Source organism: Photobacterium sp. DNB22_13_2 (assembly GCF_052873915.1).
In genome coordinates, this window is sequence record NZ_JBNNXU010000043.1 from 1 (window position 1) to 13910 (window position 13910).

Consider the following 13910-nt stretch of genomic DNA (forward strand, 5'->3'; position numbering starts at 1 on the left):
GGGGTGGCTAACGGGATTTGAACCCGCGACAACCGGAATCACAATCCGGGACTCTACCAACTGAGCTATAGCCACCAATGTTACTTTTGCCGATACGATCCTGTCCGGAATGGCGCGCCCGAAAGGATTCGAACCTTCGACCTTTGGCTCCGGAGGCCAACGCTCTATCCAGCTGAGCTACGGGCGCATGCCCTATCGGCGGAGGTGAATATTACGGATCGGGGCCCTCCTCGTAAAGTGTTTTTTTTAGTTTTTTTCTCGTTCGCTGCAAATATAGGCAAATAACTGTTGATTCGCATCATACAAAAGCAGCCCCCTAGTTTATCACGATGAAAATAGGCGATATACTCACGTTGTTTTTACAAATTAAACATTCTGTAAATAATCTCTGCCTTGTCTCAACAGTTTGACTAACAACAAGCACGAATAAGACTGTGGCAAAAGCACATAATGATCTGGAAGTGTAAAGGTGAGCTCAATGGAATTTTCTCTTCGACAACTTATGGTAGCGGCCGTTGCCGCCCTGACATTTGCCGGTACTGCTGTAGCAGCCGATATGTCAGATGAAGCTATCGCAGAACGTATCAAACCGGTAGGCTCCGTTTACCTTGAGGGCGATGCCCCTGCAGGCCCAGTAGTGGCCGCCGGTCCTCGTAGTGGTGATACCGTCTACGGCACCTTCTGTGCAGCATGTCATGGAACTGGAATTATGGGCGCGCCAAAGATTGGTGATTCAACGGACTGGAGCCCACGCCTAGCCAAAGGCAATGATGTGCTGGCCGACCACGCCATCAACGGCTTCAATGCTATGCCAGCCAAGGGATCATGTATGGACTGTAGCAATGACGAAATCATTGCCGCCATCGACCATATGATCGAAGGGTTGTAATTTCCCCACCCAACAACCAAAAAAGCGAGCGCCAACCGGCCCTCGCTTTTTCTTTATGTACTGTCTCGTCCTGAGTAATACGTACGCATTGATGACGGGCTATTTTTTGAACATTGCCCGGATATTGGCTATGTGGGCCTGGCCCTTCTGCATTCGCTGCTCTTGGGTCATTGGCTTTTTATCAGCCTCCCACTCCAGATCATCTTGCGGCAACTCAAACAAGAATCGGCTTGGCTCAGGTTTAATCAGCTCGCCGAACTGGCGGCGTTCCTTACACAGAGTAAAGGTAAGCTCTCGTTGGGCTCGAGTGATCCCCACGTAGGCCAAGCGGCGCTCTTCCTCGACATTGTCTTCATCAACACTGGTTTGGTGCGGTAAGATCCCCTCTTCGCTGCCAACCAGGTAAACATAAGGGAACTCCAGGCCTTTCGAGGCATGCAGGGTCATGAGCTGGACCTGATCGGCATCATCGTCATCTTCACCCCGCTCCATCATATCGCGCAGGGTCAGGCGCTGAACCACTTCCTTGAGGGTCTTTACTTCCTGATCGTAATTATCACCCTCGAGGTCGGCGGTAATCCAACGATACAGGTCAGAAACATTCTTCATCCGCATCTCGGCCGCTTTAGGGCTGGCCGATGTCTCATACAGCCAATCTTCGTAGTTGATATCCCGCACCAGTTGGCGCACAGCGGCCACCGTATCACCGCGCTCGGCGTTATCGGACAATTCGACCACCCAACGAGTGAAACGCTGCAGGGACTCCAAACCACGTCCCGATAAATGCTGCTCCAGCCCCATTTCAAAACTGGCGGCAAACAGGCTCTTGCCCCGCATATTGGCATAAGTACCGAGCTTCTCCAGTGTCACCGGACCGATTTCACGGCGTGGCGTGTTGACGATACGCAGGAAGGCATTGTCATCATCCAGGTTAGTCAGCAGGCGCAGATACGCCATGATGTCTTTGATCTCAGCCCGTGAGAAAAAGGAGGTACCTCCAGAAATTTTATAGGGGATCCGGTTTTGCATCAGGGCTTTTTCGAACAGTCGCGACTGGTGGTTACCGCGGTATAAGATGGCATAGTCCTTATACTGGGTATTGTTCAAAAAACGATGGGCGATTAATTCCCCCACCACCTTTTCCGCTTCGTGCTCTTCGTTCTTGGCCGTGATCACCTTGAGCATCTCGCCGTCAGGGATCTCTGAGAACAGTGTTTTTTCAAACACGTGCGGGTTGTTGGCAATCAGAATATTCGCGGTACGCAGAATACGACTGGTCGAGCGATAATTCTGCTCCAGCTTGATAACCTTCAGGCTAGGGAAGTCTTTGCTCAGCTGCACCAAGTTTTCTGGCTGGGCACCGCGCCAAGAATAGATTGACTGATCATCATCGCCAACCACGGTAAAGCGGGCACGCTCCCCCACCAGCAACTTGACGAAAATATACTGGCTGGTGTTGGTATCCTGATATTCATCCACCAGCAGGTAGCGGATCTTGTTCTGCCAACGCTGACGAACCTCTTGGTTATCACGAAGCAGCAACACCGGCATCAAGATCAGATCATCGAAGTCCAAGGCGTTGTAAGCTTTCATCTGCCGTTGGTACATCTCATAGCAATAGGCGAACATCTGATCGCGTTCACTTGAGGCATGAGTCTTAGCTTGCGCTGGCGACAGCATGTCATTTTTCCAGTTGGAGATTGTCGACAACAACTGCTTAAGTAAATCCTTATCGCCATCAATCTGCTGTTCAGTCAACTCCTTGAGCAAGGCCATCTGATCTTGGTCATCAAACAGGGAAAAGCTAGCTTTGAGACCGAGAGACTTGTATTCACGGCGGATAATATTGAGCCCCAGGGTATGGAAGGTCGATACCATCAAACCTTTCGCTTCCTGCTTACCAAGCGTCTGCCCGACCCGCTCCTTCATTTCTCTAGCTGCCTTATTAGTAAAGGTCAACGCCGCAATATTACGGGCTTTGTAGTCACACTGCTGAACCAGATAGGCAATTTTATTGGTGATCACTCGGGTTTTGCCCGAGCCAGCGCCGGCAAGGACCAAGCTTGGTCCAGCGACGTATTTTACCGCTTCGTTTTGCCTTGGGTTCAGTTTCATTGACTTATCCTGTGTTGATCTTCGGGTCAGCAGGCGCATTGTAGCGGGTTCACCGCCATTGTCTATTCGCCTACCTATTAAGCTGCTTATCCGGACGATATAAAAATTTGCTTGCACATAAAATCAGGCACCATAAAATGGTGAATGAACATTCATTCACCATCTTTATTTACAACTGCCTTTTATGAGTGACAAGAAAAAACGCATTCTCCAGGCAACGGAAACGTTACTGGCAGAACATGGCTTTCACGGGATTTCGATGCAAATGGTGGCCAAGGAGGCAGGAGTGGCCGCAGGGACGATTTATCGCTATTTCGAGGACAAAGATGATCTGTTGCACCAGCTTCATGATCACATTTTGGCTCATGTCGCGAACAAAATCAGCCAGAACGTGTCAGATGACATGCCGTTGCAGCATAGGTTTCGCACTATGTGGTTAAACATCTGGAACATGGCGACTCAGGAAGATGCCCCATTGATCAACCGTGGCCAATTCGAGAATCTACCCCGGCGCGAAAGCCATGAACAAAAATTATTAGAAAAGAAAATGTTCGCCAAGGTGAATACGTTATTCGAGGAAGGTAAGGCTTCCGGCCTATTCAAAAACCTCGATAACGAAATCTTGAGCGCACTAAGCCTTGAGCCAAGCGCTTGCTTGGCTCGCAAACATATAAACGGCATTTACAAGGTCAATGATGACGCGCTAGAAGCAGCCATCAAAGCCTCATGGGACGCCATAATTCAGCATTAACATTACATTAGCTAACTTCGGAGCACACCCAACAATGAAAAAATGGATAGTGATGCTACTGATCGCGATTCTGCTTTTTGGCAGCGTGATTGGTTTCAATCTCTTCAAACAACAAAAAATCGCCGAATACATGGCCAGCATGCCTGAGCCAGAGTTTCCGGTCACAGTGACCACCGCCGATCCGAGCAATTGGGTTCCAGCCATCGAAGCGATCGGCTTTATCGAACCAAACCAAGGTGTCACCATTACCACTGAAGTTGCAGGCGTGATCCAAACTCTCGACTTTGAATCCGGTGCTGCTGTCAAAGCGGAACAGCAACTACTGGCGCTGGACTCCGACGTTGAGGCCGCCAACCTGAAAAGTACCCAGGCTCGCCTTCCAGCCGCCAAGGCCAAATATGAACGCTACCGTGGCCTATTCAAGAAAGGATCGATATCCAAAGAAGCTTATGATGATGCCGAGGCGTCGTATTTCTCACTGGTTGCCGATATCGAAAGCCTGAAAGCGACAATTGAGCGCCGTACGATCAAAGCTCCGTTCGACGGTGTGGTCGGCCTGCGTAATGTATTCCTCGGTGAATATATTCAGCCGGGCACCGATGTAGTGCGCCTTGAAGATACCTCACTAATGAAGTTGCGCTTTACGGTTCCTCAAACCGATATCTCAGATATTCATTTGGGTCAGGACGTTGAGATCTTTGTTGATGCCTATCCGGAAACACCATTTAACGGCAAGATCAGCGCGATTGAGCCAGCGGTGAACTACCAGAGCGGTTTGGTACAAATCCAGGCGGATATCCCGAACAACGAAGGTCAGCTTCGTAGCGGTATGTTTGCCCGAGCCCACATTATCCTGCCGACGTTGGAAGACCAAATCATCCTGCCACAGACAGCAATTACCTATACCCTGTATGGAGATAATGTCTATCTGGCCGGTGAGGATGAAAACGGTGTCCTTCGGGTTACTCAGTCCGTCATCAAAGTCGGTGAGCGCAAAGGTAACAGTGTCCATATCCTAGAGGGTGTGAAAACTGGTGATACTGTGGTCACATCTGGGCAAGTACGCCTGAGCAACCACGCCAAAGTCCGTGTGGTAGAAAGCAACTCGCTGGAAGCCCCAGCTGAAACCCCAATGCTGTGATCCGGAGGATACATGCGCTTTACAGATGTTTTTATTAAACGTCCTGTGCTAGCGGTATCGATCAGCTTTTTGATCGCACTCCTTGGCCTGCAGGCAATCTTCAAAATGCAGGTCAGGGAATACCCTGACATGACCAATACCGTAGTCACGGTTACTACCAGCTACTACGGAGCCAGTGCCGACCTGATCCAGGGTTTTATTACCCAACCATTGGAGCAGGCCATCGCACAGGCTGACAATATCGACTTCATGACCTCATCATCGGTGCTTGGTTCATCGACTATTACGGTCACCATGAAGCTGAATACTGACCCGAATGCGGCTCTGGCAGATATTCTTGCCAAGACCAACTCGGTCCGTTCCCAGTTACCGAAAGAAGCCGAAGATCCAACCGTGACCATGTCGACAGGCTCGACAACAGCGGTAATGTATATCGGCTTTACCAGTGATGAGTTGGTTTCGAGCCAGATCACCGATTATCTAGAGCGAGTGATCAACCCGCAACTGTTCACGGTCAACGGTGTCTCCAAGGTCGACCTGTACGGCGGGATGAAATACGCCCTTCGCGTGTGGTTGGATCCGGCCAAAATGGCGGCCTACAACCTAACGGCAACAGACGTGATGAACGTTCTGAACGCCAACAACTACCAGTCCGCCACCGGACAGGCGACGGGTGAATTCGTGCTGTACAACGGTACGGCCGATACCCAGGTAAGCAATACCGACGATCTGGAAAAACTGGTCGTATCCACCAAGGAAGGTCAAGTGATCCGCCTCGGTGATATCGCCAAGGTGTCACTGGAGAAGAGCCATGATGTCTATCGTGCTTCAGCCAACGGTGAAGAGGCCGTTGTAGCGGCGATCAACGCCGCGCCAAGTGCTAACCCGATCAACATTGCCGCCGATGTCTATGAGCTGTTGCCGGAACTTAAACGCAACATGCCAAGCAACATCTCGATGAACATCATGTATGACTCGACCATTGCGATTAACGAGTCTATCAATGAGGTTATCAAGACTATTGCCGAAGCTGCATTGATCGTATTGGTAGTGATCACCTTGTTCCTCGGCTCTTTCCGTGCGGTTATTATCCCGATTGTGACCATTCCGCTCTCGTTGATCGGCGTTGCCATGGTAATGCAAGCATTTGGTTTCTCGTGGAACCTGATGACTCTGCTGGCCATGGTATTGGCTATCGGTCTTGTGGTTGATGATGCAATCGTGGTATTGGAAAACGTCGACCGCCATATCAAGGAAGGAGAATCACCGTTCCGTGCAGCGATTATCGGTACCCGTGAAATCGCCGTGCCGGTTATTGCCATGACCCTAACGCTAGGTGCGGTATATGCACCTATCGCGATGATGGGCGGGATCACCGGTTCACTGTTCAAGGAATTTGCCCTAACTCTGGCCGGTGCGGTATTCGTCTCGGGGATCATCGCCCTGACACTTTCACCTATGATGTGTTCGAAAATGCTGAAGGCCAATGAAAAGCCAAGCAAGTTCGAAACGACGGTACACCACTTCCTTGATCGCATGACCAACCGCTACGAGAAAATGCTTGGCGGAATCATGAAAATGCGCCCAGTGGTCATTGTGTTCGCACTGCTCGTATTCGGTGTTATGCCTGTGCTGTTCAAGTTCATCCCGAGTGAACTGGCACCATCGGAAGATAAAGGCGTACTGGTTATGATGGGCACCGCACCATCAAATGCCAACCTCGATTATATCGAGAACACCATGGGCGAAGTGAACCGTATGCTGGTCGAACAGCCAGAAGTAGCCTTTGCTCAGGTTTTCTCTGGGGTACCGAACTCCAACCAGGCCTTTGGTATTGCCTCGATGGTACCGTGGAGCGAACGTGAAGCGAGCCAGGCTGAAGTGGTCAAGCGAGTGACGGACTTGGTAAAGGACGTCCCGGAAATGGCCGTCACGGCATTCCAGATGCCTGAGCTACCCGGTGCGGGCTCAGGCTTGCCAATCCAGTTCGTGCTCACTACACCGAACAGCTTCGAGAGCCTATTCCAGATCAGTAGCGATATTTTGGGTAAGGTAAAAAGTAACCCAATGTTCGTCTACTCGGATCTCGATCTAAACTACGACTCGGCAACGATGAAGATCAAGATCGACAAGGACAAGGCCGGCGCCTATGGCGTGACGATGCAGGATATCGGTATCACTCTGAGTACCATGATGGCCGATGGTTATGTCAACCGTATCGACCTCAACGGTCGCTCTTACGAGGTGATCCCCCAGGTAGAGCGTAAGTACCGCCTTAACCCTGAATCACTCAAGGGTTATTATGTCCGCGCCGCTGACGGCAATGCAATCCCTCTGGGTAGCTTGGTGACTATCGATGTTGTGTCTGAACCGCGCTCGCTGCCACACTTCAACCAGCTGAACTCTGCAACTGTCGGTGCAGTTCCTGCTCCGGGTGTTGCGATGGGTGATGCGATCAATTGGTTCCAAAACGAAGCAGCCAGTACCCTGCCTTCAGGCTACCAGTATGACTTCATGGGTGAAGCCCGTCAGTTTGTGACCGAAGGTAATGCGCTTTACACCACCTTTGCCTTGGCATTGGCGATCATCTTCCTGGTTCTAGCTATCCAGTTCGAATCGCTACGCGACCCACTGGTTATCATGGTGTCGGTTCCACTGGCTATCTGTGGTGCCCTGATCGCGTTGGCATGGGGCGCAGCCTCGATGAATATCTACTCGCAGGTCGGCCTAATCACCCTGATTGGTCTTATCACCAAGCACGGTATATTGATTTGTGAAGTCGCCAAAGAAGAGCAGTTGCACCACAAGAAAGACCGGACGGCAGCAGTTATGGAGGCGGCGAAAATCCGTCTGCGTCCGATTCTGATGACCACCGCCGCGATGATTGCCGGTCTGATCCCACTGCTGTACGCCACCGGTGCCGGTGCGGCCCAGCGCTTCAGTATCGGTATCGTAATCGTTGCTGGCCTGGCTATCGGTACGGTATTCACCTTGTTTGTACTGCCGGTAATTTATTCTTACCTGGCGAGTATTCACAAACCGCTGCCGGTCTTTGTCGAGGACAAAGACCTGGAAAAGCTTAAGCGTGCGGATGAAGCACGCAATGCACTGAAAGAAGCGCACGATAGCTAATCGACAGCAAGCAAACAAAGAGGCCGTTTTAACGGCCTCTTTTATTTTGTACCAACAGCAACGACAATCCTGTTATATTTGAATAAAATAACGACAACAGATGAAATGCCGTTACGGAGTTAACTAAGCTATGTTTGATCCAAAGAAACTTGAGCAAGTGGCCAAGCAGATCCAGGATTCCATGCCTCAGCCAGTCAAAGAGTTAGGCAACGATGTAGAACAGAAAGTTCGCCAAGTGATCCAAGCACAGCTTGGTAAACTGGATGTTGTCAGCCGTGAAGAGTTTGATGTACAGACCCAGGTCCTGCTGCGTACCCGCCAGAAGCTAACTGCACTTGAGCAGAAGCTTGATGAGCTAGAAGGCCGCATGGCACCAAAGGCAGATGCCGAGCAAGAGTAATCTTGCGAAATGACTAACAAAAAGCCCGGATAATCATCCGGGCTTTTTTATGCTTAGCTTTTGGGGAAAATTAACCGCCTACAGCAATGCGCTTCATATCTGTCATGTAACCACGCAGTTCTTCACCGATGTATTCAACCGGGTGGTTGCGAATAGTGTCATTCACCGTGATTAGCGTTGCGTTATCAACCTGATTAGATGTCTCACCTAGGCCCTTACCAATCACGTCCGTGCCTACTGATGGCATGAACTTCTCACGCAGTAGCGGTGTGGCAACATTGGCAAACAGGTAATTACCGTATTCAGCCGTATCAGAAATAACCACGTTCATCTCGTATAGGCGCTTACGGGCAATGGTGTTGGCAATAAGTGGTAGCTCGTGCAGTGACTCATAGTAAGCCGACTCTTCAATAATGCCTGAAGCTGTCATTGCTTCGAACGCCAGCTCAACCCCAGCGCGCACCATCGCAACCATCAAGATGCCGTTATCGAAATACTCTTGTTCCGAGATCTCTACGTCACTATCTGGGTAGTTTTCAAACGCCGTTTCAGCCGTCTCGCCACGCCAGCCCAATAGATTAACATCATCATTAGCCCAGTCAGCCATCATAGTACTAGAGAAGTGGCCAGTAATAATGTCATCCATATGCTTGTTGTAAAGCGGACGCATTAGATCTTTCAGCTCTTCAGAAAGCTCAAAGGCTTTCACTTTTGCAGGGTTAGATAGGCGATCCATCATATGGGTGATACCACCGAACTTCAGTGCTTCGGTAACCGTTTCCCAACCGAACTGCAGCAGCTTACCGGCATAACTCGCATCGATCCCATCAGCAATCATCTTCTCGTAGCAAACAATTGAGCCTGCTTGCAGCATGCCACAAAGGATAGTCTGCTCACCCATCAGATCAGATTTTACTTCAGCAACGAAAGAGGACTCCAATACGCCAGCACGGTGACCACCGGTTGCTGCAGCCCATGCCTTGGCTATCTCAAGACCATCACCCTGAGGGTCGTTCTCTGGGTGAACCGCGATCAGTGTTGGAACACCAAAGCCACGTTTGTACTCTTCACGTACCTCGGTACCCGGACACTTAGGTGCAACCATGACAACAGTAATATCAGGGCGGATCTGCATGCCTTCTTCAACAATGTTGAAGCCATGAGAGTAACCAAGGGAGGCACCCTGCTTCATCAGTGGCATCACTGTTTCAACCACATTAGTGTGCTGCTTGTCCGGCGTTAGATTAACAACCAAATCAGCTTTCGGGATCAGTGTTTCGTAACTACCTACTTCAAAACCGTTTTCTTTCGCATTCCTGTAAGACTGGCGCTGCTCGTCGATAGCAGCCTGGCGCAGGGCATAAGCCACATCTAGACCAGAATCACGCATATTTAGACCTTGATTCAGGCCCTGAGCACCACAACCGACGATAACGACTTTCTTACCTTTAAGGTAATCAGCCTCGTTGGCAAACTCGTTGCGATCCATGAATCGGCAACGACCTAGTTGATCTAATTGCTGGCGAAGATTTAGGGTATTGAAATAATTAGCCATAACAGCAAACTCCGTGAATTCTATTCCTTGGGTCGACAGCGCCTGTCGAATAATCCGATAGTAGATCACGCAGTAAATTGCGCAAAGTGATATATTCACAATAAGTCATTGCAAAAAGTGCAACATGGAAGATGAACATAAAAACCTTGCAGTTATTCCTTCACCTTTGCGAATCAAAGAGTTTTAGCCAGACCGCCCAGGCCATGCATATCAGCCCATCCGCCCTCAGCCGGATCATTCAGCGCCTCGAAGACGATTTAGGCCAAACCCTGTTTGTTCGTGATAATCGAAGTGTCGAACTTACCTCTGCCGGCCAAACCCTCTTACCGACCGCAGCTCTCATTGTCTCAAACTGGCAGGAAGTCAAAGCCGAGCTCGCTGATCATCACCACAAGCTGCAAGGTAAGCTAAAGCTCTTTTGCTCCGTCACCGCCAGTTATAGCCATTTGCCAGATATCCTCAACCGCTTCCGTCAGCTCTACCCTCAGGTGGAGATCCAACTGCTCACCGGAGATCCCGCCCAAGCGATCGATAAAGTGCAGAAAGATGAAGCCGATATTGCCATTGCCGCCAAACCCGATATCTTGCCGGGAAAAATGACTTATATCGAACTCGACAATGTCTCTCTGTCGGTTATCGCTCCGCTTCTCCCGCCACCGAGCCTGCAAAAAGCATTGGCTGAACCACCGAGCTGGGCCAGCTTGCCATTTATCTTGCCGGAATCAGGAACCGCAAGGGATAAGGCCGATAAATGGCTTAAAATCAAAAAGATAAAGCCCAATATTTATGCTCAGGTCGGTGGTCACGAAGCCATTGTCAGTATGGTCGCCCTTGGCTGTGGGGTGGGTATAGCCCCGGATGTGGTGATTGAAAACAGCCCAGTAGGAAATAAAGTCAAACGGTTAGAAAAAGAGAAGGTGCAACCGATGCAATTAGGTCTGTGCTGTAAACAAAGCCGACAAAATGAACCGTTACTCTATGCGCTACTGAATCTTTTTGGCTGTAAATAACTAATCAACGGAATAATAATAATGTCCCAACCAATCTTAACTCATTCGTACTACTCTGACTTCTATGCAGCCAAGGGCTACGACTTCTTAAAGCAAATTGCGCAATGCTACAACACACCGCAGAAACTGATTATTTTCTCAGTCATGCATTGTTACGAAGGCTCACTGCCCTATATCAATGTCCTTGCCGAGCTTGCCCATCAACTGATATTTATTCCTAAAGGGGCGACAGCCAGTGGTAATAGCCAAATCAAAGCCACAATCGAGAAACTGCCCAGCTGCACTATTGCCAACCATGGTATAACCAAAGAACATCTAAAAGATCCCCTTGATGCAGAAGCCTTTATCCGCCAATACATCGAGGCAGATAGCAAGTTCCTACTACTCGATCACGGCGGTTACTTCTCTCATGCCATCGAGCACCTTGGCGACGTATTTCAAGAACAGCTCATCGGGATCACTGAACTCACCGCCAACGGCTTGTACAAGTATCTTAACCGCAACTTGAATCACCCTCTTGTCACCGTCTCTCACCTCAGTATCAAAGCCCCAGCTGACTACGAGGCCTCAGAATGTATTGTCCATTATTCCGATCAGATATTGCGTGAAGAGTTTGGCTTGAAACTCAATAATGATGGATTCCTCAAGGTCGGTGTTATCGGTGCCGGTAACCTCGGCTGCGGGGTGATCCAATATCTTAAAGGTAAAGCTATCGGCAATATACGGGTCGCTGATATTGACCCGAGAAGACTGACCCAGTTTCCCCGCAATGGCGTACAAGTCAGCTCAATAGAGCGCTTGATCCATGAATGTAATTTGATTTACTGCTGTACAGGCAATGGCGCTATCCCTGAGCATCTGCTTGATAACATCAATGACAACAGCTTTATTGCCACAGTGACATCAGCCGATGATGAACTCAATTTACCGAATTTGATCGCTAATGGCGCGCTAATTGAGGTTGGCGGGAATAAATTGATCCGTGAGTACCAAACCCGGCAAGGCAACCGCCTTTACCTTCTCGCCGGCGGTGAATCTGCCAATACCCCGTTCAAAACCGGAATGGGAGATCCAACCCTTTACTTATTCGAAGCCGCACATATGCTTGCCGGATTACAATTACTTTGCCAACCAGAAGACTTCAAACCGGGGATACAGCCATTAAGCGAGGCTGACGAGACAGCCATTGCCGAGCATTGGTTACGGCACTTCTATAACTACCAATAAGGCAGATATAACCTTCAGATATGCAAGCCCGAGTCTTCCGACTCGGGGTTGGTATAAGCTAAATACTCCGTATCGTTCTTAGCAGGCATACGCCATCAATATAGTTTTTATATCAAACAGTTTTGAATGCCTATTCAGCACCCATTTCCTTTAAAATATAAACCTTCTCGCATTTCTTTCTTTTCTATTCGTATGCTGGCCGCATTTCAAGTAAATGCAATATTTTCATTTCAAGACAAAAACTTATCATCATAAATTCAAATGATGGAGATCTTAAAATGAAAAGACTCAGTTATCTTCTAGTACCTTTGCTAATCGGATGTAATTCACAAGATTCAGAAGTTAGATTAAGTATTTACCCACTAACAAGCACCAATATTAATTCTGACAACACAGAATTAACTGAATTTGTCGCGGCCACCAAAGGCTATGACATAGTAGGACTAGGTGAAATGAGCCACTTCGGTTCAAAGGCATTCAGCTTACGGGCACGAATGATAAAAGCGATGCATCAGGAAAGTAATTTAGATGTCGTCGCCATTGAGGCTGGGCTTTATGATGGTTTAGTCGCTTGGCAAAATTATCTAACCCAAAAGCAAACTTTACTGGATGCGGTTACCGGGCCTGATGCAAACTATATGTTTGGACATCGACTCAGCGCAGAAATGGCAGAGCTATTTAACTATGTAAATGACATTGACCAACAGGGTAGTAATCCACTTATCCTTACAGGCTATGATGCACGAATCAACAGCGATCCAGGCTGTAGTATCATGTTTGATGAGTTGGCCTACTACCTCAACAAGAACAACCTGCATGTCAGTGATTTTGAAAGCATCAAAAACTTAGCACCGAAGGCAATGTGTTCCTGGTACTATCAACATGATCCTTACAGCAAACAAGATCACAAAAGTCTTGTCCCCAAGCTAAAAGAGTTACAAGCAGTGCTTGCCGCACAAAAAACAGTGGAAACCATTCCCCCTTATAACTCAAGCCAACCACGCTCTTTTCGCCAATACGCCTCATTCTGGCTACAAATTGCCAAGAGCATAAATGCTCATGTAACATTTATTCATCACAACTTAGCTCATAAGATTACTGATGCCCAGTCTGCTGAAAACCTCCTCTGGCTGAAAGAGGAATGGCTTCAAAACCTCGGTCAAATATCGATCTGGGCTCACAACTCCCATGCAACCCCTTACTTTGACTCATCAGTAATCGATGCAATAAACCAAAGCTATCCTGATATTTCGACCTACAGCATGTTACAGCTCACTTATGGTGGTTATATTGCAGCCCAGACTCCGGATACTTCCAAATGGGAATCAGAGAAAATCGCTATTCACTCACCAACAGGTTCATTAGAACAGAGGCTTTATAAAGCAGGGTATCCCGATAGCTTTATCGACCTTAATCCTCCCACAGGAGCAGCACTCGAAGGTATTCCTAATGGTATTGATAGTATCTTGTTTATCCCAGAGGAAAAACCGGCAACACCAAGGTGGTAATAAGTACCTATAGGAAAATAGTACTGTATAAATGATAGTAACTATTGAAGGGTTATTAAAAGCTGGACTCATTTAACCGAAGGGCAAACCACAACAAAAATATAGACGTAAAAAAGCCCGAGTCTTTCGACTCGGGCTTAGTATAAGTGGCGGAGCGGACGGGACTCGAACCCGCGACCCCC

The 13910-nt window shown here is 48.7% G+C and carries 10 protein-coding genes and 2 tRNA genes; 8 read left to right on the top strand and 4 right to left on the bottom strand.

The genetic code is table 11. From position 1 onward, the window contains the following. Positions 1-2: 2 nt before the first annotated feature. Together ACVA58_RS27575 and ACVA58_RS27580 are read right to left on the bottom strand one after the other, a co-directional pair. A tRNA-His gene (locus ACVA58_RS27575) sits at positions 3-75 on the bottom strand. A 35-nt stretch (positions 76-110) separates the two neighbouring features. Then, positions 111-187 (bottom strand) — tRNA-Arg (locus ACVA58_RS27580). 291 nt (positions 188-478) lie between these two features. Here ACVA58_RS27580 and ACVA58_RS27585 point away from each other — a divergent pair. After that, positions 479-889, top strand: coding sequence for a c-type cytochrome (locus ACVA58_RS27585; protein WP_446513449.1), 411 nt, complete (start codon positions 479-481; stop codon positions 887-889). 99 nt (positions 890-988) lie between these two features. Here ACVA58_RS27585 and rep read toward each other — a convergent pair whose 3' ends face one another. Then, the gene (rep, locus tag ACVA58_RS27590) at positions 989-3004 is read right to left on the bottom strand and encodes a DNA helicase Rep (RefSeq protein WP_446513450.1); all 2016 of its coding nucleotides are present in this window, start codon (positions 3002-3004) and stop codon (positions 989-991) included. 184 nt (positions 3005-3188) lie between these two features. Between rep and ACVA58_RS27595 the strand changes: the two genes are divergently transcribed. The 4 genes from ACVA58_RS27595 to ubiK all read left to right on the top strand — a co-directional run bounded on the left by ACVA58_RS27595 (position 3189) and on the right by ubiK (position 8428). Continuing rightward, on the top strand, positions 3189-3755 hold the full coding sequence (locus ACVA58_RS27595; RefSeq protein ID WP_446513451.1) for a TetR/AcrR family transcriptional regulator: 567 nt from the start codon (positions 3189-3191) through the stop codon (positions 3753-3755). A gap of 34 nt (positions 3756-3789) precedes the next feature. Continuing rightward, positions 3790-4896 (top strand): efflux RND transporter periplasmic adaptor subunit, encoded by a 1107-nt coding sequence (locus tag ACVA58_RS27600; protein ID WP_446513452.1) that lies wholly within the window; start codon positions 3790-3792, stop codon positions 4894-4896. 12 nt (positions 4897-4908) lie between these two features. Then, positions 4909-8028 carry a multidrug efflux RND transporter permease subunit gene (locus ACVA58_RS27605; protein WP_446513453.1) on the top strand — a complete coding sequence of 1040 codons (3120 nt, stop codon included), beginning with the start codon at positions 4909-4911 and terminating at the stop codon, positions 8026-8028. Between the two features lie 130 nt (positions 8029-8158). Continuing rightward, positions 8159-8428: a ubiquinone biosynthesis accessory factor UbiK gene (gene ubiK / locus ACVA58_RS27610; protein ID WP_255041567.1), complete on the top strand. Its 270-nt coding sequence runs from the start codon at positions 8159-8161 to the stop codon at positions 8426-8428. 70 nt (positions 8429-8498) lie between these two features. On the opposite strand, the gene ilvC is transcribed toward ubiK, so the two are convergent. Beyond that, complete coding sequence (gene ilvC / locus ACVA58_RS27615) at positions 8499-9983, bottom strand: ketol-acid reductoisomerase (protein ID WP_446513454.1); 1485 nt, start codon at positions 9981-9983, stop codon at positions 8499-8501. 131 nt (positions 9984-10114) lie between these two features. Here ilvC and ilvY point away from each other — a divergent pair, with 131 nt between their 5' ends. The 3 genes from ilvY (at position 10115) to ACVA58_RS27630 (ending at position 13728) form a co-directional block, all read left to right on the top strand. Next, on the top strand, positions 10115-10993 hold the full coding sequence (ilvY, locus tag ACVA58_RS27620; RefSeq protein ID WP_446513455.1) for an HTH-type transcriptional activator IlvY: 879 nt from the start codon (positions 10115-10117) through the stop codon (positions 10991-10993). 21 nt (positions 10994-11014) lie between these two features. Continuing rightward, complete coding sequence (locus ACVA58_RS27625; protein ID WP_446513456.1) at positions 11015-12220, top strand: NAD(P)-binding domain-containing protein; 1206 nt, start codon at positions 11015-11017, stop codon at positions 12218-12220. Positions 12221-12498: 278 nt separating this feature from the next. Further along, positions 12499-13728 (top strand): erythromycin esterase family protein, encoded by a 1230-nt coding sequence (locus ACVA58_RS27630; RefSeq protein ID WP_446513457.1) that lies wholly within the window; start codon positions 12499-12501, stop codon positions 13726-13728. Positions 13729-13910 lie beyond the last annotated feature (182 nt).